This window comes from Pseudomonas migulae, assembly GCF_043225285.1.
Lineage (GTDB): Bacteria > Pseudomonadota > Gammaproteobacteria > Pseudomonadales > Pseudomonadaceae > Aquipseudomonas > Aquipseudomonas migulae_C.
Window position 1 is genome coordinate 476,574 of record NZ_CP171224.1, and the last position, 21,120, is coordinate 497,693.

The following is a 21,120-nucleotide window of genomic DNA, read 5'->3' on the forward strand; positions in this document are numbered from 1 at the left end:
CGTCTGAGAAAAATCAGGTAAGCTGCGCGCCTTCTTTCGCCCCGTGAGGCATCTACCGTGTTCGTTAAAGCACTTCGTGTCGGCCTTGGCCAACTGATCATCTTCATCGACTTCATCACCCGCCCGGGCAAGAAGCAGCGCCCCGCCGCTGCCCAGGCTCAGGTGGAAGCGGCTGCCAAAGACCTGACGCTGTATCAGTTCCACGCCTGCCCGTTCTGCGTGAAAACCCGCCGCACCCTGCGCCGCCTGAATGTGCCGGTGGCGCTGCGCGATGCGAAGAACAACGAGCAGGATCGCCAGACGCTGCTGGAACAGGGTGGCAAGATCAAGGTGCCTTGCCTGCGCATTGAAGAGAATGGGCAGACCACCTGGATGTACGAGTCCAAGGTGATTATCGATTACCTGGACAAGCGCTTCGCGGCGGCGTGAGGTTTCAGTGGTGTCCTTGAGGACGCCATCGCCGGCAAGCCGGCTCCTACGTTGAAGATCTCCGCGTCCTTTGTAGGAGCCGGCTTGCCGGCGATGAGGCCCACCCAGACACCACACATCTCAAACAAAAAACCGGCCCTCGAGCCGGTTTTTTTGTGCCTGCGATCAAGCCGCTTCCACAGCCTGCGCCTGCCGCACCACCCCCGCCAATCGCTTCAACCCTTCATCCAGCCGCGCCGGATCGATGTGGCTGAAATTCAACCGCAGATGCCCCGGATGCTGGTCCGGCGCGGGGAAAAACGGCTCACCCGGCATGAACGCCACGTCCGCCGCCAGCGCCGCCTTGAGCAACGTCCGGGTATCCAGCGGTTGCTTCAGCGTCAGCCAGAAAAACAGCCCACCCTGTGGCACGTTCCACTCGGCCAGATCCGAAAAATGCGTTTCCAGCGCTGACTGAAACGCATCTCGTCGCACCCGGTAAAAGTCCCGCAGCTCACTCAGGTGTTGCTGGAATTTCTCGGTGCCGATCCATTGCAGCGCTTGCCACTGGCCGACGCGATTGGTGTGCAGGTCAGCCGATTGCTTGAGTTTCAGCAGGTGCGGGAACAGGTCCGGGCTGGCGATCAGGTAACCCACGCGCAATCCCGGCAGCAGTGTTTTCGAGACGGTGCCGGTGTAGATCCAGCTGGTTTTCTTCAGGCGACTGACGATCGGTGTGGCGCTGCCGCCGTCGAATGTCAGCTCGCGGTACGGTTCGTCCTCGATCAGGGTTACGCCGAACTCATCCAGCAACGCGGCCACCGCATCGCGCTTGGCCTCGCTGTAGCGCACCGCCGACGGGTTCTGAAAGGTTGGAATCAGGTAGATGAACGCGGGTTGATGCTTTTCCAAGCGAGCACGCAACTCCAGCAGATTCGGGCCATCGGCTTCTTGCGGCACGGTGATGCAGTCGGCACCGAACAGTTGAAAGATCTGCAACGCCGCCAGATACGTCGGCGCTTCAAGCAGGATTTCGGTGCCCTTGTCGATGTAGAGCTTGGCCGCCAGATCGAGGGTTTGCTGGGAGCCGCTGACCACCAGCACCTGGCTCGCTTCGCACGGCACGCCCAGCGCCCGCGCCTCAGCCGCCAGGGCTTCGCGCAACGCCGGCTCGCCTTCGCTCATGCCGTATTGGCCCATGGACAGCGGCATATCGGCCCACTCGACTTTCGGCAACATCGCTTCGGCCGGCAGGCCACCGGCGAACGACATCACTTCCGGGCGTTGGGCGGCGGCAAGGATTTCACGGATCAGAGAACTTTTGAGGCGCGAGACACGTTCGGAAAAAGCCATGGGAGTCACCGGTAGCGAGGCCTGAGGAAAATGAGTCAAACTGGTTGACCGAAATTACGACAACCCGCACGGATACGTCAACATGCTTGACCTTAAAAATCCAACCTCTCAACAACAGGCCATGGAAGCGTTTTTCTTCGGCTACCAGGCGTTCACCGCCAAGGCCGACGAAATGCTTGAGCGGCGCGGCTTGAGCCGGGTGCATCAGCGCATCGTGTTTTTCATCGCCCGTTATCCGAACCTGAGCGTCAAGGAACTGCTGGCCCTGCTGGGCGTGAGCAAGCAGGCGCTGAATATTCCGTTGCGGCAGTTGGTGGAAATGCATCTGGTGAACAGCGTCGCGTCCGAGACCGACAAGCGTAAGCGATTGCTGGAACTGACCGTGGAAGGGTCGAAGTTTGAACAGGCATTGCGGCGTGAGCAGGTGAAATTGCTGGAGCGGGTATTTGCCGAGGCTGGGGAGACGGCGGTGAATGGGTGGCTGGCGGTGAATCTGGCGCTGGGGGAGAACCAGCAAAAAATATGAGGCTTCACTACCATCGCGAGCAGGCTCGCTCCTACAGTTGATCGCGCTCTCCTGTAGGAGCGAGCCTGCTCGCGATAGGGCCCCAACAGGCGATATATCCCTATTGCTGAACTTTTCGTCTACAAAATCAAAAACATTATTTGCATTCTTTGTATACAAAAGCATAATCCACTGCGTGCGAGTTCCTGACCACTAGGTCAACAAATTCGCGAATGCCTCAAAGGGCCGCTGCCACCCTCATGGGTCCGGCCCTGGAAATAACAATAAAACTCTTGAGGAGTACTCGCTGTGGAAAGCCGCAAATCCGAAGCCCCGACGCTGGAACTCTCGCCGCCGTTACGCAATGGCTGGCTGGAGCGCATCTTCAAACTCAGCTTGCATGGCACCACGGTGAAGACCGAGCTGATTGCCGGTCTGACAACCTTCATCACCATGGCCTACATCATTTTCGTCAACCCGAACATCATGGCTGACGCCGGGATCGATCACGGCGCGGCCTTTGTCGCAACGTGCATCGCCGCGGCACTCGGCTGCCTGTTGATGGGCCTGTACGCCAACTGGCCTGTCGGCCTGGCGCCGGGCATGGGCCTCAACGCCTTCTTCACCTACACCGTGGTCGGCACCATGGGCTACAACTGGGAAACCGCCCTCGGTGCGGTGTTCGTGTCCGGCGTGCTGTTCATGATCCTGACCTTTTCCAAGATCCGTGAATGGCTGCTCAACAGCATTCCGGTAAGCCTGCGCTTCGCCATGGGCGCCGGCGTCGGTCTGTTCCTCGGCCTGATCGGCCTGAAAACCGCCGGCATCGTCGTCGACAGCCCGGCCACCCTGATCAAGCTCGGTTCCCTGCGCGAGCCCGGTCCGCTGCTCGCCGCCATCTGCTTCCTGATGATTGCCGTGCTCAGCTACCACAAGGTGTTCGGCGCGATCCTCATCAGCATCATCACCGTGACCCTCGCCGGTTGGGGCCTGGGCCTGGTGCATTACGAAGGGATCATGTCGGCACCGCCAAGCCTGGCCCCGACCTGGATGGCCATGAACGTCGCCGGCGTGTTCAACGTCAGCATGATCAGCGTGGTGCTGGCGTTCCTCTTCGTGCACATGTTCGACACCGCCGGCACCCTGATGGGCGTTGCCCAGCGCGCCAACCTGGTGAACGCTGACGGCCGCATCGAAAACCTCTCCCGTGCGATGAAAGCCGACAGTGCATCCAGCGTATTCGGCGCAGTGGTCGGTGTTCCTCCGGTTACGAGCTATGTGGAAAGTGCCGCGGGTGTAGCCGCTGGTGGTCGGACTGGTCTTACCGCAGTGACCGTAGGTGTGCTATTTATTGCAGCGATGTTTTTCGCACCGCTCGCCGGCATGATTCCCGCGTACGCCACCGCAGGCGCGCTGATTTATGTGGCGATGCTGATGATGGGCGGCATGGCGCACATCGAATGGGACGAAGCGACCGACAGCATTCCGGCGATCGTCACCGCGATCATGATGCCGTTGACCTTCTCGGTCGCCGACGGTATCGCGCTGGGCTTCATCACCTATGTGGCGTTGAAAGCCGGCACCGGCAAATACAAGGAAATTTCCGTGAGCCTGTGGGTGCTCTGCGCGATCTTCATCGCCAAGTTCATCTTCCTGTAAACACAGGTCTCGCTTGAAAACAGCCTCACCCCGTCGGGTGAGGCTTTTGTGCAAATGGAGGAAAGTGATGAGTCTGGAAACCTGGCTGCTGTTCAGCGGCGCTGCGCTGGTGGTGATCCTGATCCCGGGGCCACTGTCGTTGCTGATGATCAGCAACAGTCTGAATTACGGTTTGCGCCGTTCTTACCCGGCGTTTTTGGGTGGCGTGATTGCTTCGATCTGCTTGTTGAGCGCCTCGGCGCTGGGCTTGGGCGCCCTGCTGCTGGCTTCGGAACAATTGTTCAGCGTGCTGAAAATCGTCGGTGCGCTGTACCTGTTCTACCTCGCCTGGCAGAGCTGGCAGCAGTCGCGTCAGCCCTCGGTGGGCGCCGAAGTGCCGCAGGCGGCGCCGGTCCCACGCTTCCGCGCCCTGTTCGGACGGGCATTTGTGTTGGGCGCGAGCAACCCGAAAGACATCCTGTTCTTCGCCGCTTTCCTGCCGCAATTCCTGAGCGCCGAGCAACCGTTCCTGCCGCAGTTGCTGGTGATGATCGCGACCTGGACCGTGTTGGATCTGCTGTGCAAATTAGCGTATGGGCTGGGCGCGCATGGCGCGGCGCGGTATCTGCGCAGCGGCAAGGGGCAGAGCTGGTTTAACCGGGTCAGTGCCGGGCTGTTCAGTGGCGCCGGTGCGGCGTCGCTGCTGAGTCGTTAAGAGCATCGCCGGCAAGCCGGCTCCTACAAGGATTTGCGCAGGACCTGTAGGAGCCGGCTTGCCGGCGATGGCGTCAGCCCCATCACCCACTTTCTCAAGGACGAAAAAAAGCCCGCAGTGTGAGCGGGCGAAAGACCAAAGAAGCTATATGCGCAGTCGCTTCTCGGAGGAGACAGCTGCTTGGGGGATCAGCTGCCGCGGTACGTGGAATAGCTGTAAGGCGAAATCAGCAGCGGTACGTGGTAGTGATCCTGTTCCGCGGAGATGCCGAAACGCAGCACCACCACATCGAGGAACGCAGGTTCCGGCAGCTGGACACCCCGGGCGCGGTAGTAATCGCCCGCATGAAACTGAACCTGATAGACCCCGGTCCGGTAATCGTCGCCTTGCAGCAACGGAGCATCGACACGGCCATCGCTGTTGGTGATTGCGCTGGCGACCAATTCCAGCTGCGAGCCTTCAACGCGGTACAGCTCGACCTTGATCGAGCTGCCCGGGCAACCGTGTGCAGCGTCCAAAACGTGTGTAGTCAAACGTCCCATTGATTCTGCGCGCCTGCCTGCCTGAAGCAGTCAGTCCTCGCGCCTCCCGAAGTCAGTTGAAAAGGAGACCGCACCGTTTCGGAGCACGAAAAGCTGCGGCGTGCGAACGATTAAGACACTTTTCAAAAAAATTGTACACAATAAAAACGACATTTTTGCAGCCAGCGCCGCCATTCAGGGATTCACGCTGAATATAGCGTCAAACCACAGGGCCGGCGGACCTTCTATCCATTAGCTGACCAACTGGGCAGGTTTCTTGCAATACCCGTGAAAGATGACAGTTGATGAAAAATGCGAAAATTCAGGCTTACAAAGTGAATATAAAGTTGTATACAATCAGCCCATCGCTGTGACGCCAGCCTGTCTTCCCACTTCCAGGCACGCCACACAATCTGTCAACGAATAAGAAGGAAGACTGCAGTGAGCGCTGACTACCCACGCGACCTGATCGGTTACGGCAGTAACCCTCCTCACCCACACTGGCCGGGCAATGCCCGCATAGCCCTGTCCTTCGTGCTCAATTACGAAGAAGGTGGCGAGCGCAACATCCTGCACGGCGATAAAGAATCTGAAGCCTTCCTGTCGGAAATGGTTTCGGCGCAGCCGCTGCAAGGCGCGCGCAACATGAGCATGGAATCCCTTTACGAGTATGGCAGCCGTGCCGGCGTCTGGCGGATTCTGAAGCTGTTCAAGGAATTCGACATTCCGCTGACCATCTTCGCCGTGGCCATGGCCGCCCAGCGCCATCCGGACGTGATCCGCGCCATGGTCGATGCCGGCCACGAGATCTGCAGCCACGGCTATCGCTGGATCGACTACCAGTACATGGACGAAGCGCAGGAACGCGAGCACATGCTCGAAGCGATCCGCGTCCTCACCGAAATCACCGGCGAACGCCCGCTGGGCTGGTACACCGGCCGCACCGGCCCGAACACCCGTCGGCTGGTGATGGAAGAAGGCGGTTTCCTCTATGACTGCGACACCTACGACGACGACCTGCCCTACTGGGAACCGAACAACCCGACCGGCAAGCCGCACCTGGTGATCCCGTACACCCTGGACACCAACGACATGCGCTTCACCCAGGTCCAGGGTTTCAACAAGGGCGACGATTTCTTCGAATACCTGAAAGACGCGTTCGACGTGCTGTATGCCGAAGGCGCCGAAGCGCCGAAGATGCTGTCGATCGGCCTGCACTGCCGCCTGATCGGCCGCCCGGCGCGCCTGGCTTCACTCAAGCGCTTTATCGAATACGCTAAAAGTCATGAACAGGTGTGGTTCAGCCGCCGCGTCGACATCGCGCGCCACTGGCACGAAACCCACCCGTACCAAGGGGCTGCCCAATGAGCACCTTTCAAACCCTGAAACCCTCGACTCTGAGCCGCGACGAATTCGTCGCCGCTTTCGCCGACATCTACGAACATTCGCCATGGGTGGCCGAAAAGGCCTTCGACCTGGGCCAGGACGCTTCGATCGACGAGATCGAAACCCTGCACCAGCGCATGAGCGACATCCTGTTGAGCGCTGATCATCAAGCCCAGTTGGCCCTGATCAACGCTCACCCGGACCTGGCCGGCAAAGCCGCCGTCCAGGGCCAACTGACCGAAGCCAGCACCAATGAACAGGCTGGCGCCGGTATTCACCAATGCACGGCCGAAGAGTTCCAGCGCTTCACCGAGCTGAACGACGCCTACAAGGCCAAGTTCAAGTTTCCCTTCATCATGGCGGTAAAAGGCAGCAACCGGCATCAGATCCTCGCGGCGTTCGAAACGCGCATTCACAACTCGGCAGATACCGAATTCAAATGCGCGCTGGCGGAGATCAACAAGATCGCCCTGTTCCGATTACTGACCCTATAGCGAGCCTTGCCCGAGCGACATTGAACGCAAACATCGCCCAGGGCACTGCAAGCATCCCAAGCCAACTTATTAAAGGCAGACAAGAAGAATGAAAGCTTACGCCGTACCTTTCGAGAAGTTCGTCAACCTGGCCGACGCCCGCCTGGGCACCAAAATCATCTCGGTCACCGATGACTGGTTCGCAGACGCCAACCGTCTGTTCCAACCGACCCCGGCCGTATGGAAGGAGGGCGTGTTCGATGACAACGGCAAGTGGATGGACGGCTGGGAGTCGCGCCGCAAGCGCTTCGAAGGCTACGACAGCGCGGTGATCCGCCTGGGCGTACCGGGCTCGATCAAAGGCGTGGACATCGACACTTCATTCTTCACCGGCAACTTCCCGCCATCGGCCTCGCTGGAAGCCTGCTTCCTGGCCTCGGGCGAACCGGACGAAAACACCCAGTGGACTGAAGTGCTGTCCGCCGTCGAGCTGCAAGGCAACAGCCACCACTACCACGAAATCAGCAACGACCAGTCGTTCAGCCACCTGCGCTTCAACATCTACCCGGATGGCGGTGTGGCCCGTCTGCGCGTCTACGGCATTCCGTTCCGCGACTGGTCCGCTGTCGGTGACAACGAGCAAGTCGACCTGGCCGCAGCCCTCAACGGTGGCCGTGCCCTCGCCTGCTCCGACGAACACTTCGGCCGCATGAGCAACATCCTCAACCCGGGCCGTGGCATCAACATGGGCGACGGCTGGGAAACCGCGCGTCGTCGTACGCCGGGTAATGACTGGGTCATCGTCGCGCTGGGTCATGCCGGCGAGATCGAAAAAGTCATCGTCGACACCCTGCACTTCAAGGGCAACTACCCGGACACCTGCTCGATCCAGGGCGCGTTTGTGAAGGGCGGCACCGACAGCCAGATCGAAACCCAATCGCTGTTCTGGCGCGAACTGTTGCCGGCGCAGAAACTGGAAATGCACGCCGAACACACCTTCGCCGAGCAGATCAAGGCACTGGGCCCGATCACCCACATCCGCCTGAACGTGTTCCCGGATGGTGGTGTGAGCCGCCTGCGTGTCCTCGGCAAGGTCGCTAAATAAGCGCTGAACCCGATCGCGAGCAGGCTCGCTCCCACATTTGAAATGCATTCCCCTGTGGGAGCGAGCCTGCTCGCGATGACGATAGAACCAACAACACAGAATTCGGAAAAGAACAGCATGCGCACACTGACGATTGAACCGCTGACCAAAGAAGCCTTCGCCCCTTTCGGTGACGTGATCGAAACCGACGGCAGCGATCACTTCATGATCAACAACGGTTCGACCATGCGCTTCCATAAACTGGCGACGGTGGAAACCGCCAAGCCAGAGGACAACGCGATCATCAGCATCTTCCGCGCCGACGCGCAGGACATGCCGCTGACCGTCAGCATGCTGGAGCGTCACCCGCTGGGCAGCCAGGCTTTCATTCCGCTGCTCGGCAACCCCTTTCTGATCGTGGTCGCGCCACTTGGCGATGAACCTGTATCAGGCTTGGTCCGCGCCTTCGTCACCAACGGCAGGCAGGGCATTAATTACCATCGCGGCGTTTGGCACCATCCGGTGCTGACGATCGAAAAGCGGGATGACTTCCTGGTGGTTGATCGCAGTGGCACAGGCAATAACTGCGATGAGCATTTTTTCAAAGAGGATGAGCGTTTGATCCTCGCCCCCCACCAATAAGAGAAGGTCCGATCACTCGACAACAGAGTGACGGGCGAGAGGTAAAGACTGTGGAAGCACATCTGTTGGAATGGCTGAACCTGAGCGTGCGCTGGGTTCACATGATTACTGGCGTGGCCTGGATCGGTGCGTCGTTCTATTTCGTCTGGCTGGAGAACAACCTCAATCGGGTCAACCCGAAAAGCGGTCTGGCCGGTGATCTGTGGGCGATCCACGGCGGCGGTATCTACCACCTGGAAAAATACAAACTGGCCCCACCGACCATGCCGGACAACCTGCACTGGTTCAAATGGGAAGCCTACTTCACCTGGATGTCGGGGATCGCGCTGCTGTGCGTGGTGTTCTACTCCAACCCGACGCTTTACCTGCTGGCACCGGGCAGCAGCCTGAGCGGTCCTGAAGGCGTGGCCATCGGTATCGGCTCGCTGTTCATCGGCTGGTTCATCTACTCCTTCCTCTGCGACTCGGCCCTGGGCAAACGCCCTGCCCTGCTCGGCTTCATCCTGTTCGTGCTGATCATCGGCGCGGCCTACGGCTTCAGCAAAGTGTTCAGCGGTCGCGGTGCGTACCTGCACGTCGGCGCGATCATCGGCACCATCATGGTCGGCAACGTGTTCCGCATCATCATGCCGGCACAGCGCGCACTGGTGGCGGCGATTGCCGAGAACCGCACGCCGGACCCGGCACTGCCGGCCAAAGGCTTGCTGCGTTCGCGTCACAACAACTACTTCACCCTGCCAGTGCTGTTCATCATGATCAGCAACCACTTCCCGAGCACTTACGGCAGCCAATACAACTGGCTGATCCTGGCCGGGATCGCGGTGCTGGCGGTGTTGGTGCGTCACTACTTCAACACCCGTCACGACAGCCACAAGTTTGCCTGGACACTGCCGGTGGCAGCAGTCGGCATGATCAGCCTGGCTTACGTGACCGGTCCGGCGCAGATGCCAACCGCGCCTGAAGTCGCCAAGGCACCCGGCACCATCGAGTACCAGCCGCTGCCGGAAACGGCGTTGGGCGGTGGTTTGAAACCGGCTGAAGCCAAACCTGCAGAAGCGCCTGCCGCTGTGCCGGCGCAAGCGTCCAACGCAGGCCCGGGTTTTGACAAGGTGCACAGCGTGATTCAGGAACGTTGCGCAGTGTGCCATTCGGCCAAGCCGACCAGCCCGCTGTTCAGTGCCGCGCCGGCCGGCGTGATGTTCGATACACCCGAGCAGATCCGCCAGAACGCGGCGCGCATCCAGGCTCAAGCGGTCACCAGCCAGATCATGCCACTGGGCAACATCACCCAGATGACCCAGCAGGAACGTGACCTGATCGGTGCCTGGATTGTTCAGGGAGCTCCGACCAACTAACCGTTGAAAAGCATCGCCAGCAAGCTGGCTCCTACGGATTTACGTCGTTCACAAATGATACGACCGACCCAAAACCTGTAGGAGCCGGCTTGCTGGCGATCGGCCGCGCCGCGGTCAACCTGATGCAAATAATCACAAGAATAAAAAAGATCCGAGGTGTTGCATGTCCGAGCTATCCCAAGCACGCATCCCCGACGCACCCGCCATTCAGCGTTTGCCCCTTTTGCAACTGATCCTGGTCGGTCTGCAACATGTTTTGCTGATGTACGGCGGAGCCATCGCGGTGCCGCTGATCATCGGACAGGCCGCTGGCCTGAGTCGTGAAGAAATCGCCTTCCTGATCAACGCCGACCTGCTGGTCGCGGGCATCGCCACCATCGTCCAATCCTTGGGCATCGGCCCGATGGGCATCCGCATGCCGGTGATGATGGGCGCCAGTTTCGCCGCGGTCGGCAGCATGGTCGCCATGGCCGGCATGCCCGGCATCGGCCTGCAAGGCATCTTCGGTGCCACCATCGCCGCCGGGTTCTTCGGCATGCTCATCGCGCCATTCATGTCCAAAGTCGTGCGTTTCTTCCCGCCGCTGGTGACCGGCACGGTCATCACCTCGATCGGTTTGTCGCTGTTCCCCGTGGCCGTCAACTGGGCCGGCGGCGGTGCCGGCGCCGCGCAATTCGGTTCACCGATCTACCTGGCCATCGCCGCACTGGTGTTGGGCACCATCCTGTTGGTGCATCGCTTCATGCGCGGTTTCTGGGTCAACATTTCCGTGCTGATCGGCATGTGCCTGGGCTACGCGATCTGCGGGATTATCGGCATGGTCGACCTCAGCGGCATGGCTCAGGCGCCCTGGCTGCAGATCGTCACCCCGCTGCATTTCGGCATGCCGAAGTTTGAACTCGCGCCGATTCTTTCGATGTGCCTGGTGGTGGTGATCATCTTCGTCGAGTCCACCGGGATGTTCCTCGCATTGGGCAAAGTCACCGGCCAGGAAGTCTGCCCGCGAATGCTGCGACGCGGCTTGCTGTGCGATGCCGGCGCGTCGTTCTTCGCCGGTTTCTTCAACACCTTCACCCACTCCTCTTTCGCGCAGAACATCGGTCTGGTGCAGATGACCGGCGTGCGTTGCCGTTCGGTGACCATCGTCGCCGGTGGCTTGTTGATCGTGTTGAGCCTGCTGCCGAAAGCCGCGTTTCTGGTCGCTTCGATTCCGCCTGCGGTACTGGGCGGCGCGGCGATTGCGATGTTCGGCATGGTCGCCGCCACCGGGATCAAGATTCTCCAGGAAGCCGACATCGGTGACCGCCGCAACCAGTTGCTGGTGGCGGTGAGCATCGGCATGGGCCTGATCCCCGTGGTGCGCCCGGAGTTTTTTGCGCACCTGCCACTGTGGATGAGCCCGATCACCCACAGCGGTATCGCCATGGCAACGTTGAGTGCCCTGGCGTTGAACCTGCTGTTCAACATCCTCGGCGGCAAGGAACGCGCCGCGATCAACGACTGCCACGCCCACTGAGACAGAAACGCCCCCCCTGTAGGAGCGAGCCTGCTCGCGATGAACCCGAGAACACCGCGTTTATCCAGATAACACGCGTAATCGTTGACGACCATCGCGAGCAGGCTCGCTCCTACAGGGGCCGGGGTTTCCTGCGCCTTGAAAAATAAAAACAAGAGGGAGCAACAGATGATTCGGACACAGAAAAACCTGCTGTTGGGCGGTGGTCTACTGGCCGCCAGTCAAGTCATGGCCGGCGATCTGCTGCTGTGGCAGACCAACAGCCTGAGCTATCTGTACGGCAAGGATTTCGCGGTCAACCCGTCGATCCAGCAGACGATCACCTTCGAGCACGCCGACCGCTGGAAGTACGGCGACAACTTCCTGTTCATCGACAGCACCTACTACAACGGCGAGAAAGACCGCAACAAAGGCGTTCACGCCTATTACGGCGAATTCAGCCCGCGCCTCTCCTTCGGCAAAATCCTCGACCGCCGCTTCGAGTTCGGCCCGATCAAGGACGTGTTGCTGGCGATGACCTACGAGAATGGCGAAGACGACACCGAGGCCTACCTGATCGGCCCCGGCTTCGACCTCGCGGTGCCGGGCTTCAACTTTTTCACCCTGAATTTCTACTACCGCCAGACCGAAGGCTCGCGCCCCGGCGACGATGTCTGGCAGATCACGCCGGCTTGGTCCTACACCGTCCCGCTGGGCAATTCGAGCCTGTTGATCGACGGCTACCTTGACTGGGTCGTGGACAACGACCAGAACGCGCGCGGCACCTATCACGCCAACCTTCACTTCAACCCGCAGATCAAATACGACCTGGGCAAGGCACTCGGCTGGCGCGAGAAACAGGTGTATGTCGGCGTCGAGTACAGCTACTGGAAAGACAAGTACGGCATCGAAAACAACGCCCGCCTCGACACCAATGAAAACACCACCAGCCTGCTGGTGAAGGTGCATTTCTAAGATGACCCGCAACCGTGCCCCAAACCTGTCGTCGGTGCGCTGTTGCGGGGCACTTGAGACCTGGCCGAGGAGTCAGTATTCTCCGCGGCCGCCTGAATCCGCTTTAAAAAAAAGCCCGGATTTAATTCCTGACCAGAAAGCCAACTTATCCCGGCCCTGGACGGTACCAAGGCATTCCACCCCACCTCTCAATCGACGGTTCTTGAGCCGCCGAACGGGAGTTTTTTTGCTTTTCGAAAGCCTTGGCGCAGCTCTTGCTAACAGCACTGAAGCTGACCGATTGGATGATTTTTTACCGCTACAGAAAAAGGCGCCACACCAGAGCGCCGACCTTAAAAAAACAACGTGGAACACCTACTTTTTGGGAGCAACCGAATGAAACGTACGTGCACTAGCCTGATGCTGGCGGGATCTTTGCTGGCCGGGGGCCAGGCCATGGCCGGCGACTTGCTGCAATGGCAGAACAACAGCCTGACCTACCTGTATGGCAAGGACTTCCAGGTCAACCCGCGCATCCAGCAGACGGTGACCTTCGAACACGCCGACGGCTGGAAATACGGGGACAACTTCTTCTTCGTCGACAAGATCTTCTACAACGGCGACAAAGACTTCAACGTCGGTCCGAACACCTATTACGGTGAGTTCAGCCCACGTATCTCCCTGGGCAAGGTCCTCGATCAAAAGGTCGAATTCGGCCCGATCAAAGACGTGTTGCTGGCGATGACGTACGAGTTCGGTGAAGGCGATACCGAGTCCTACCTGATCGGCCCGGGTTTCGACCTGGCCATCCCTGGTTTCGATTACTTCCAGCTGAACTTCTACCAGCGTCAAACCGAAGGCCCGCGCGCCGGCGACAACGTCTGGCAGATCACCCCGGTCTGGTCCTACACCATCCCGGTCGGCGATTCGAACATCCTGATCGACGGTTTCATGGACTGGGTGGTCGACAACGACACCAACTCCAAAGGCGACTACCACGCCAACCTGCACTTCAACCCTCAGGTCAAATACGACCTGGGCAAAGCGCTGAATTTCGGCGAGAAGCAGTTGTATGTGGGTGTGGAGTACGACTACTGGAAGAACAAGTACGGGATTGAAGACAGCGGTGCGTTCAAGACCAATCAGAGCACGACTAGCTTCCTGGTGAAGTTCCACTTCTGATCAATTGGTGCCGCCCTGTAGATCATTATTGACTTACAGGGCGATGCTTCATTGAAGATCGTGGATTGAAAAACTCTCCAGGAAATTTTGTATAAGGCCTTCTGTTACTGACTATCGTCGGCGCGTCCACAGCGCGCAAATCGCTATTCTGTATGCCCACGGACTTTTCATCGATTAAACGCTCGAACCTGCCCCCCTCCCTCGTCGTATCCACATACAAATACTGATTGATTGCCGCCGTTGTCTTGGCCCCGTTCAGCCCAACCCTTATTTCAAGCAAGCGCTCTTTATGAGTACCTTCGCGCAAAGGTATAGCTGGGACGTCGTGAATCTCAAAAGAAAGGGACCCTCCCTTTTGCGAAAGATAGGAACGCACTGCTCTTGATTTGCTTTTATTGTCCGAAACTTTCTCACCTAAGTCCTTGAGATCGACTTTGCGCCCAGCCGTATCGTGCAGCTCGACTGAGCCTCTAGCCAGACCGGAGTATCCAGCGGAGGAATTAAATGCTTCGAGGTAGCGTTTGGGCCAAATTTCCAACGTTCTGCTTGATGGATTGTGGTCGAACATATCCGCGTCAAAACTCCAGGTTTCTTTTTTGGAGAAATCGTTAACCGTGATTTTTTCTCGCCAGATCAGGTCAGGCATTTCTTGAAAGCGACCCAACAATCGGTCTCTCCAGTCTGGCCGGTATGACAGGGTGATATGGGCGACAATGTTGTTGCCTACGGTGTCATTTCTCAACAGTTCTGAGTGAGACAGCTGTAGCCGCTCAAGATGCCACTTACCAAGTTTTTCAGGCAAGCCAAGAACAGCATTCTCACCCTTCAAACCGTTGTTATCCCGCAATGAAACAGGGCAATTCCTAGTCATCAAAAACAGGTTTAGCCCATCTTCAATTCCACCGGGGTCCGCACTCACCCACCGCTGCAACCACGGCGCGTAATACCGATACCCATAATAATAAAGCCCGGTCGCATCCCGCTCTTTACCCGAATATCGAATCGTCTTGTACCTGGCTTCGGTCTCTCCAGGCCCCGTCCACAAAGCCGTCCCACCAAATGCGTAATAAACCTCCCGACTCAGCAGACCACCGCGCTCATCCAGTTCCAGGGTGCTGGAGTTCAGATGATTGCTCAGGCAAAAACGCAGTTGATCGTTACGAACGTCACGCGGCGGCTTCGTCACCCAATGCAAGGCACGCACCTGGCAGTGCCCCGCTTCGATGCTCACAACACACCGCACTTCTCCGGAGGCCATGTCACGAAGGATTTCCAGGCCCGGCAAGTAGCGAGTCTCTGCACGCAGTGTGCGACGCGTGGACAGGGCCAGTCGGACTTTGCGCAAACGATGTCCGGGACTGTCATAGCGATAACATTCGGTATCGTCAGGACCTTCGTCACGCTTGACCAAGGTGACGGTGCATAACTGGTTGCGAACGTCCCAACTCATCTTTTGCCCGCGCAACAACGCCAGCTGATTTCCATTGGCATCGAAGCCGTCTACCAGACTGCCCTCTCCCGCAACGCTGCGATTGCTCTCCAGCGCGGTAAACATCTCGAAGGCTGGCGCACCACTGTGGTGGCGTGTTTGCAGGTTGCCCGCGGCGTCGTAGTTAAAGGTCTGGGTGTAGTTGCGCAGTTGATTGGGGTCCAGCGGCGTAGTTTGCCACCCCGGTAGTGCGGGACCATGGCTGGGTTGACTGACTTCACGGCCGGTGGCGCGGATCAACTGATAAAGACTGTCGTAGTCATAACAATCGACCGGGTCGATTTGCTGGTTATTGAAATGCCTCGTTAGTTGAGCCTTGTCTTCAATACAAGTGATGTTGCCGACCGGGTCGTATTTGTAATGAAAATCCTGAAGGGGCTTGCCATCGGCATTACACGCCTGCAATTGCAAAAGGTTCCCGTCTTCACCCGCATAACGGGCCGTGGTAGTGACGCCGTTGCCAGCCCGTTCGCTAACGGCTCGGCCGAAGGCGTCGTAGTGGATGTCACTGACCAGTAAGCGTGACGCAGGGGAACCGGCCAGCTTCAGACAGACCTCACGCAATTGACCGAGACGATCGTAAACGAAAGATCTGGCATTACCCATGGCATCAATCTGACCCAGCATGTCCCCCAAAGGTGCGTACTGCTGCGTCGTCTCGAACACCTCGTTTTCCAGTTTCGCTTCGGCAAATTCCGATGACCAATCCGGCCACTCCAGATCACGCAGGAAACGGGTCTGCTCCGACAGCAGCAAACCATTCACACCAAATTCGCAGAGGCTGCGACTGCCAGCCGGATGGTCATGGCGGATCAGTTGGCCGCACTGGTTATGGGCGGCGGACTCGTCATCCGCAGCGCCATACGTAAACCGCTCCGAAACCCGTGGCAGTGCAGCCTTCATCCATTCCGTCACGGCGAGCGGACGCTGAAGCCGATCGAATTCAGTGTGTCCCTGACTGCCGCGCCCGTCCCACCACGAGCAGATCGAATCCGCCTGATCACGCAAACTCAACCGCCAACCGCCATCGACGCTGTCCGTCAACAGTGGCTGAGCTTGCAAGTTATAAGTGGTGATGAGATTCGCCCTCGGCCCCATCCCCCACAAGCGCGGGTCCCAGGAGGCAACATGCCGTCCAGCCGAATCAAAACGATTGCGCGTAATGCGGCTCTCAATGGCAGGGGCCAGCGGATGACGACAATAGGCGACATTTCGGACAAGCAACGCGCGCGAATCCACCACCGACAGCGTCGGCGTGTGAGCATCAATCCAGCGCGCAGCCGCCATCTTCCAACCCTCTGCCTGAGGGCTTCAATCTGAGTGAATAAACGCCCGGGCGTCTACTGTCACAACTGACAGTTCAAGCGGGTTCCGGCACCGAAAGCCCCAGGAACCGGCACAGTTCTTCACGCTTCGCCAACGCATCCCGCCGTCCCAGATCAATCAGCTCGCTGCAATACCCCGCCTCGAACAGCAGGTAACTCAACACCCCCGCCCCGCTGGTCTTGGTCGCCCCCGGTCCGCGCAGAAACAGACGCAGTGCCGCCGGCAACTCCTGGCGATGGCGTGCAGCAATTTCATCGATCGGCTGGCTCGGTGAAATCACCAGCACCTCCACCGGCGCCACCCCGAGCGCACGGGACGGCGTGCCGTCGGGCATCAGGTGACTGAACTGGTTCAAGCGCTGCAACAACTCGATGTCACTTTCCAGGCTGTCGATGAACGTACTGTTGAGCATGTGCCCGCCGATCTGCGCGAGCGTCGGTTGCTGGCCGGTGTAGGTCCGTTGCAGCGGTTGCTCCGGGTCGACCCCGCGCGGGTTGCCGCTGACGCCCACCACCAGCACGCGGCTGGCACCCAGGTGCAAGGCCGGGCTGATCGGTGCCGATTGGCGTACGGCGCCGTCACCGAAATACTCTTCGCCGATCTTCACCGGCGCAAACAACAGCGGGATGGCCGAGCTGGCGAGCAGGTGTTCGACGGTCAATTGCGTCGGCACGCCAATTCGCCGATGGCGCAACCAAGCATTGATGGTGCCGCCGCCCTGATAAAAGGTCACGGCCTGACCGGACTCATAACCGAACGCAGTCACCGCAACGGCTTGCAACTGCTTCTGCGCGATGGCTTCGGCGATGCCGTTCATGTGCAATTTGTCATTGAGCAGCCCGCGCAGCGGCGAGCTGTTGAGCAAGGCCACCGGCACCTGGGCGCCGATGCCGAGCAAGCTGTGGCTGACAAAACGGCTGGCCTGCCGGATCACGCCCGGCCAGTCGCTACGCAGCACCAAATGGCTGCGGAACCCCTGCCAGAAAGCAGTCAGGCGTTCGATGGCGCTGCGAAAATCCATTGCACCGCTGGCGAGGCTGACCGCATTGATCGCCCCGGCCGAGGTGCCGACGATCACCGGGAACGGGTTACTCGCGCCCTCCGGCAGCAGTTCGGCAATCGCGGCCAGAACGCCGACCTGGTAGGCCGCCCGAGCCCCGCCGCCGGAAAGAATCAACCCTGTAACCGGTTCGCCTGGACTCATGCACAACTCTCCATGGTGCTTGATGAGATTTCCCGTTCCTCTGTACCTGTAGGAGCGAGCTCGCTCGCGAAGGTCGTCAACGATTAAGTTGGCTGCCTGACACTCCGCTGCGCTCTCAGGTTTTTCGCGAGCAGGCTCGCTCCTACAGGGAATTGGGGGTTCAGCCGCGTTTGGCGTACAGCTTGGGTTCGCCGGGCGGACGGCTCTTGAAACGGCGATGGGCCCAGAGGTATTGCTCCGGGCAATCGCGCAGGACGCCTTCGATCCACTGATTGATCCGCAGGCAATCGGCCTCTTCGGTCTCGCCCGGGAAACCTTCGAGCGGCGCATGGATCACCAGTCGATAGCCGCTGCCATCGGCGAGACGCTCCTGGGTGAACGGCACGACCAGCGCCTTGCCCAGCCGCGCAAACTTGCTGGTGGCGGTGACGGTCGCGGCCTGAATGCCGAACAGCGGCACGAAGATACTTTGCTTGGCGCCGTAGTCCTGATCCGGCGCGTACCAGATCGCCCGGCCGGACCGCAGCAGCTTGAGCATGCCGCGCACGTCTTCGCGCTCCACGGCCAGCGAGTCGAGGTTGTGTCGCTCGCGACCGTTGCGCTGGATGTAATCGAACAGCGGGTTCTTGTGCTCGCGGTACATGCCGTCGATGGTGTGCTGCTGACCGAGCAACGCCGCACCGATTTCCAGGGTGGTGAAGTGCACCGCCATCAGGATCACGCCCTTGCCGTCGCGCTGGGCCTTCTTCAGGTGCTCCAGCCCTTCGACATGCGCCAGCTTCGCCAGACGCTCCCGCGACCACCACCAGCTCATGGCCATTTCAAAGAACGCGATGCCGGTGGAGGCAAAGTTTTCCTTGAGCAGGCGCTTGCGCTCGGCGGCGGTTTTTTCCGGGAAGCACAGTTCCAGGTTGCGCTTGGCAATGCGCCGTCGGTCGCCCGCCGCGCGATACATCAATGCACCGAGCGCCCGGCCGATAGACAGCAGCGCCGGGTAAGGCAATTGAACGATCAGCCACAACAGCCCCAAGCCGCACCACAGCGGCCAGAAACGCGGCATCAGGAATGTTTTTTGAAAACGCGGGCGATCCATTAAAGGTTCCGGAAAGACAATGGCCGCGCATTCTACATCGTTCGACCCGGCTTGCGGCTGGCGAGCGTTCTCGTTATAAGTCTCGGCACTTTTAGTGACAAGCCGTTGTATGCCGACCATGAGCCAAATCGAATCGCAAGACCAGGATCCCGTGTTCCAGTTGAAGGGCAGCATGCTCGCCATTACCGTGCTGGAACTGGCCCGTAACGACCTCGACAGCCTCGATCGGCAACTGGCTGCCAAAGTGGCCCAGGCGCCGGGGTTCTTCAGCAACGCACCGCTGGTACTGGCGCTGGACAAGCTTCCGGCCAGCGAAGGCGCGGTCGATCTGCCGGGCCTGATGCGCGTCTGCCGCCAGCATGGCCTGCGCACCCTGGCGATCCGCGCCAGCCGCATCGAAGACATCGCCGCCGCCATCGCAGTCGACCTGCCGGTGCTGCCGCCGTCCGGCGCGCGTGAGCGTCCGCTGGAGGCCCCCGCTGCAGCGAAGAAGCCGGAAAAACCGCCGGAACCGACGGTCAAACCGACGAAAATCATCACCTCGCCCGTGCGCGGCGGCCAGCAGATTTACGCCCAGGGCTGCGACCTGGTGGTGATCTCCTCGGTCAGCCCGGGGGCGGAACTTCTCGCCGATGGCAACATCCATGTATACGGCCCCATGCGCGGTCGTGTGTTGGCCGGGGTCAAAGGCGACACGAAGGCCCGGATTTTCTGCCAGCAAATGAGCGCTGAGATGATCTCGATCGCGGGCCACTACAAGGTTTCGGAAGATCTGCGTCGCGACCCTCTATGGGGTGCCGGCGTGCAGGTCAGCCTGTCGGGCGATGTGTTGAACATCATTCGGCTTTAACGGATACTGCCGCATTTTCCAAGCATCTCTAAAACGTAGCGAAAACGGCTCAAACGAAGTAGGAAAAAGGCCAAAAGCAGTGTTTACCGGAGGTAAGCGCGGTTCAGGACCGGATTCCAGCCAAGCTGTCCGACTGCAGTCGTTTTTCCAGAGATGTTTTTCAGGGGCTAAATGTCCTTTTTCCTTAGGGGTGAAACACCTTGGCCAAGATTCTAGTGGTTACATCCGGCAAGGGTGGTGTGGGTAAGACCACCACCAGCGCTGCTATCGGTACCGGCCTCGCACTGCGCGGTCACAAAACAGTTATCGTCGACTTCGACGTTGGTTTGCGTAACCTCGACCTGATCATGGGTTGTGAACGTCGCGTCGTGTATGACTTCGTCAACGTAGTGAACGGCGAAGCCAACCTGCAACAGGCCCTGATCAAAGACAAGCGCCTGGAAAACCTCTACGTACTGGCCGCCAGTCAGACCCGCGACAAAGACGCGCTGACCGTCGAAGGCGTGGAAAAAGTCCTGATGGCGCTGAAAGAAGATTTCGAATTCGTGGTCTGCGACTCCCCGGCCGGCATCGAGAAGGGTGCCCACCTGGCCATGTACTTCGCCGATGAAGCGATCGTCGTGACCAACCCGGAAGTCTCCTCGGTACGTGACTCGGACCGCATGCTGGGCCTGCTGGCCAGCAAATCGCGCCGCGCCGAGAACGGCGAAGAGCCGATCAAGGAACACCTGCTGCTGACCCGTTACAACCCGCAACGCGTCAGTGACGGCGAAATGCTTGGCGTCGAAGACGTCAAGGAAATCCTCGCCGTGACCCTGCTGGGTGTGATTCCTGAGTCCCAAGCGGTACTCAAGGCATCCAACTCCGGCGTGCCGGTGATCCTCGACGACCAGAGCGACGCCGGCCAGGCGTACAGCGATGCCGTCGATCGCCTGCTGGGCAAAACCGTGGAGCATCGGTTTCTCGATGTGACGAAGAAAGGATTCTTTGAGCGTCTGTTTGGAGGCCGGTAATGAATATTTTTGACTTCTTTCGTGCTAACAAGAAGCCCAGTACCGCCTCGGTAGCGAAAGAGCGTCTACAGATCATCGTGGCGCATGAACGCGGCCAACGCAGTACCCCGGACTACCTGCCCGCCTTGCAGAAGGAATTGGTCGAGGTGATCCGCAAGTACGTCAATATCGGGTCCGATGACGTGCACGTCGCCCTGGAAAACCAGGGTAGCTGCTCGATTCTGGAACTCAATATCACCCTGCCAGATCGCTGAGTCGATCCGGCGGGAGCCACGGCGGCTCGCTCACCCGCCCCGTTTCTGTAGGAGCCAGCTTGCTGGCGATGCAGGCGATTCGGTGTAACTGATACACCGCGTTGATGCTATCGCCAGCAAGCCGGCTCCTACAGGAAGGGGTGTCCAGGTGATCGAGCCGCCGTTGGCGTTTGTTACGAG

General features: G+C 59.4%; 20 protein-coding genes. 15 read left to right on the top strand and 5 right to left on the bottom strand.

What is annotated here, in order from left to right; translation table 11 throughout:
* The first annotated feature begins 57 nt into the window (after nucleotides 1–57).
* On the top strand, nucleotides 58–429 hold the full coding sequence (locus ACF6ZU_RS02280) for a glutathione S-transferase N-terminal domain-containing protein (RefSeq protein ID WP_305425952.1): 372 nt from the start codon (nucleotides 58–60) through the stop codon (nucleotides 427–429).
* A gap of 165 nt (nucleotides 430–594) precedes the next feature.
* Here the strand turns inward: ACF6ZU_RS02280 and ACF6ZU_RS02285 are convergent, their stop codons facing one another.
* Complete coding sequence (locus tag ACF6ZU_RS02285; protein ID WP_392890312.1) at nucleotides 595–1,761, bottom strand: PLP-dependent aminotransferase family protein; 1,167 nt, start codon at nucleotides 1,759–1,761, stop codon at nucleotides 595–597.
* A gap of 82 nt (nucleotides 1,762–1,843) precedes the next feature.
* Here ACF6ZU_RS02285 and ACF6ZU_RS02290 point away from each other — a divergent pair, with 82 nt between their 5' ends.
* The 3 genes from ACF6ZU_RS02290 to ACF6ZU_RS02300 all read left to right on the top strand — a co-directional run bounded on the left by ACF6ZU_RS02290 (nucleotide 1,844) and on the right by ACF6ZU_RS02300 (nucleotide 4,619).
* Complete coding sequence (locus tag ACF6ZU_RS02290) at nucleotides 1,844–2,287, top strand: MarR family winged helix-turn-helix transcriptional regulator (RefSeq protein WP_392890313.1); 444 nt, start codon at nucleotides 1,844–1,846, stop codon at nucleotides 2,285–2,287.
* A gap of 288 nt (nucleotides 2,288–2,575) precedes the next feature.
* A complete protein-coding gene (locus tag ACF6ZU_RS02295) occupies nucleotides 2,576–3,925 on the top strand; it encodes an NCS2 family permease (protein WP_017339770.1) in 1,350 nt (449 codons plus the stop codon).
* A 67-nt stretch (nucleotides 3,926–3,992) separates the two neighbouring features.
* Nucleotides 3,993–4,619: a LysE family translocator gene (locus tag ACF6ZU_RS02300; protein WP_392890314.1), complete on the top strand. Its 627-nt coding sequence runs from the start codon at nucleotides 3,993–3,995 to the stop codon at nucleotides 4,617–4,619.
* 188 nt (nucleotides 4,620–4,807) lie between these two features.
* Here ACF6ZU_RS02300 and uraH read toward each other — a convergent pair whose 3' ends face one another.
* Entirely contained in the window at nucleotides 4,808–5,161 is a 354-nt protein-coding gene (uraH, locus tag ACF6ZU_RS02305; RefSeq protein WP_008031462.1) for a hydroxyisourate hydrolase, read from the bottom strand.
* Nucleotides 5,162–5,581: 420 nt separating this feature from the next.
* Between uraH and puuE the strand changes: the two genes are divergently transcribed.
* The 8 genes from puuE to ACF6ZU_RS02345 all read left to right on the top strand — a co-directional run bounded on the left by puuE (nucleotide 5,582) and on the right by ACF6ZU_RS02345 (nucleotide 13,711).
* Nucleotides 5,582–6,508 carry an allantoinase PuuE gene (gene puuE, locus ACF6ZU_RS02310; RefSeq protein WP_008031461.1) on the top strand — a complete coding sequence of 309 codons (927 nt, stop codon included), beginning with the start codon at nucleotides 5,582–5,584 and terminating at the stop codon, nucleotides 6,506–6,508.
* A complete protein-coding gene (uraD, locus tag ACF6ZU_RS02315; RefSeq protein ID WP_392890316.1) occupies nucleotides 6,505–7,020 on the top strand; it encodes a 2-oxo-4-hydroxy-4-carboxy-5-ureidoimidazoline decarboxylase in 516 nt (171 codons plus the stop codon). Before puuE ends, uraD begins: the two co-directional genes overlap by 4 nt.
* Before the next feature lie 88 nt (nucleotides 7,021–7,108).
* Complete coding sequence (gene alc / locus ACF6ZU_RS02320; protein WP_392890317.1) at nucleotides 7,109–8,104, top strand: allantoicase; 996 nt, start codon at nucleotides 7,109–7,111, stop codon at nucleotides 8,102–8,104.
* A gap of 117 nt (nucleotides 8,105–8,221) precedes the next feature.
* Nucleotides 8,222–8,725 carry an ureidoglycolate lyase gene (locus ACF6ZU_RS02325; protein ID WP_008146154.1) on the top strand — a complete coding sequence of 168 codons (504 nt, stop codon included), beginning with the start codon at nucleotides 8,222–8,224 and terminating at the stop codon, nucleotides 8,723–8,725.
* 50 nt (nucleotides 8,726–8,775) lie between these two features.
* Entirely contained in the window at nucleotides 8,776–10,080 is a 1,305-nt protein-coding gene (locus ACF6ZU_RS02330; protein ID WP_392890319.1) for a urate hydroxylase PuuD, read from the top strand.
* Between the two features lie 163 nt (nucleotides 10,081–10,243).
* Nucleotides 10,244–11,596: a nucleobase:cation symporter-2 family protein gene (locus tag ACF6ZU_RS02335; protein WP_392890320.1), complete on the top strand. Its 1,353-nt coding sequence runs from the start codon at nucleotides 10,244–10,246 to the stop codon at nucleotides 11,594–11,596.
* A gap of 168 nt (nucleotides 11,597–11,764) precedes the next feature.
* Entirely contained in the window at nucleotides 11,765–12,550 is a 786-nt protein-coding gene (locus ACF6ZU_RS02340) for an outer membrane protein OmpK (RefSeq protein WP_392890321.1), read from the top strand.
* A gap of 375 nt (nucleotides 12,551–12,925) precedes the next feature.
* Nucleotides 12,926–13,711 (top strand): outer membrane protein OmpK, encoded by a 786-nt coding sequence (locus ACF6ZU_RS02345; protein WP_392890322.1) that lies wholly within the window; start codon nucleotides 12,926–12,928, stop codon nucleotides 13,709–13,711.
* A gap of 25 nt (nucleotides 13,712–13,736) precedes the next feature.
* On the opposite strand, the gene ACF6ZU_RS02350 is transcribed toward ACF6ZU_RS02345, so the two are convergent.
* The 3 genes from ACF6ZU_RS02350 to ACF6ZU_RS02360 form a co-directional block, all read right to left on the bottom strand.
* Nucleotides 13,737–16,487, bottom strand: a complete 2,751-nt coding sequence (locus ACF6ZU_RS02350; protein WP_392890324.1) for an RHS repeat-associated core domain-containing protein — start codon at nucleotides 16,485–16,487, stop codon at nucleotides 13,737–13,739.
* Between the two features lie 73 nt (nucleotides 16,488–16,560).
* On the bottom strand, nucleotides 16,561–17,730 hold the full coding sequence (locus ACF6ZU_RS02355) for a patatin-like phospholipase family protein (protein ID WP_392890325.1): 1,170 nt from the start codon (nucleotides 17,728–17,730) through the stop codon (nucleotides 16,561–16,563).
* Between the two features lie 160 nt (nucleotides 17,731–17,890).
* Nucleotides 17,891–18,823, bottom strand: a complete 933-nt coding sequence (locus tag ACF6ZU_RS02360) for a lipid A biosynthesis lauroyl acyltransferase (protein WP_392890326.1) — start codon at nucleotides 18,821–18,823, stop codon at nucleotides 17,891–17,893.
* 118 nt (nucleotides 18,824–18,941) lie between these two features.
* On the opposite strand from ACF6ZU_RS02360, the gene minC reads away from it, so the two are divergent.
* The 3 genes from minC to minE all read left to right on the top strand — a co-directional run bounded on the left by minC (nucleotide 18,942) and on the right by minE (nucleotide 20,940).
* Nucleotides 18,942–19,673 (top strand): septum site-determining protein MinC, encoded by a 732-nt coding sequence (gene minC / locus ACF6ZU_RS02365; RefSeq protein ID WP_392890327.1) that lies wholly within the window; start codon nucleotides 18,942–18,944, stop codon nucleotides 19,671–19,673.
* A gap of 200 nt (nucleotides 19,674–19,873) precedes the next feature.
* Nucleotides 19,874–20,686, top strand: coding sequence for a septum site-determining protein MinD (minD, locus tag ACF6ZU_RS02370; RefSeq protein ID WP_150631077.1), 813 nt, complete (start codon nucleotides 19,874–19,876; stop codon nucleotides 20,684–20,686).
* Nucleotides 20,686–20,940: a cell division topological specificity factor MinE gene (gene minE / locus ACF6ZU_RS02375; protein ID WP_007944431.1), complete on the top strand. Its 255-nt coding sequence runs from the start codon at nucleotides 20,686–20,688 to the stop codon at nucleotides 20,938–20,940. The genes minD and minE overlap by 1 nt, the downstream gene beginning before the upstream one ends.
* Nucleotides 20,941–21,120: the final 180 nt, after the last annotated feature.

What these genes read in the sequence shown, in the direction of transcription:
- ACF6ZU_RS02355 (WP_392890325.1), bottom strand. Translation starts at nt 17,730, where the DNA reads ATGAGTCCAGGCGAACCGGTTACAGGGTTGATTCTTTCCGGCGGCGGG.
- ACF6ZU_RS02345 (WP_392890322.1), top strand. Translation starts at nt 12,926, where the DNA reads ATGAAACGTACGTGCACTAGCCTGATGCTGGCGGGATCTTTGCTGGCC.
- ACF6ZU_RS02290 (WP_392890313.1), top strand. Translation starts at nt 1,844, where the DNA reads ATGCTTGACCTTAAAAATCCAACCTCTCAACAACAGGCCATGGAAGCG.
- alc (WP_392890317.1), top strand. Translation starts at nt 7,109, where the DNA reads ATGAAAGCTTACGCCGTACCTTTCGAGAAGTTCGTCAACCTGGCCGAC.
- minC (WP_392890327.1), top strand. Translation starts at nt 18,942, where the DNA reads ATGAGCCAAATCGAATCGCAAGACCAGGATCCCGTGTTCCAGTTGAAG.
- ACF6ZU_RS02325 (WP_008146154.1), top strand. Translation starts at nt 8,222, where the DNA reads ATGCGCACACTGACGATTGAACCGCTGACCAAAGAAGCCTTCGCCCCT.
- minE (WP_007944431.1), top strand. Translation starts at nt 20,686, where the DNA reads ATGAATATTTTTGACTTCTTTCGTGCTAACAAGAAGCCCAGTACCGCC.
- ACF6ZU_RS02335 (WP_392890320.1), top strand. Translation starts at nt 10,244, where the DNA reads ATGTCCGAGCTATCCCAAGCACGCATCCCCGACGCACCCGCCATTCAG.
- ACF6ZU_RS02300 (WP_392890314.1), top strand. Translation starts at nt 3,993, where the DNA reads ATGAGTCTGGAAACCTGGCTGCTGTTCAGCGGCGCTGCGCTGGTGGTG.
- uraH (WP_008031462.1), bottom strand. Translation starts at nt 5,161, where the DNA reads ATGGGACGTTTGACTACACACGTTTTGGACGCTGCACACGGTTGCCCG.
- ACF6ZU_RS02285 (WP_392890312.1), bottom strand. Translation starts at nt 1,761, where the DNA reads ATGGCTTTTTCCGAACGTGTCTCGCGCCTCAAAAGTTCTCTGATCCGT.
- ACF6ZU_RS02340 (WP_392890321.1), top strand. Translation starts at nt 11,765, where the DNA reads ATGATTCGGACACAGAAAAACCTGCTGTTGGGCGGTGGTCTACTGGCC.
- uraD (WP_392890316.1), top strand. Translation starts at nt 6,505, where the DNA reads ATGAGCACCTTTCAAACCCTGAAACCCTCGACTCTGAGCCGCGACGAA.
- ACF6ZU_RS02350 (WP_392890324.1), bottom strand. Translation starts at nt 16,487, where the DNA reads ATGGCGGCTGCGCGCTGGATTGATGCTCACACGCCGACGCTGTCGGTG.
- ACF6ZU_RS02360 (WP_392890326.1), bottom strand. Translation starts at nt 18,823, where the DNA reads ATGGATCGCCCGCGTTTTCAAAAAACATTCCTGATGCCGCGTTTCTGG.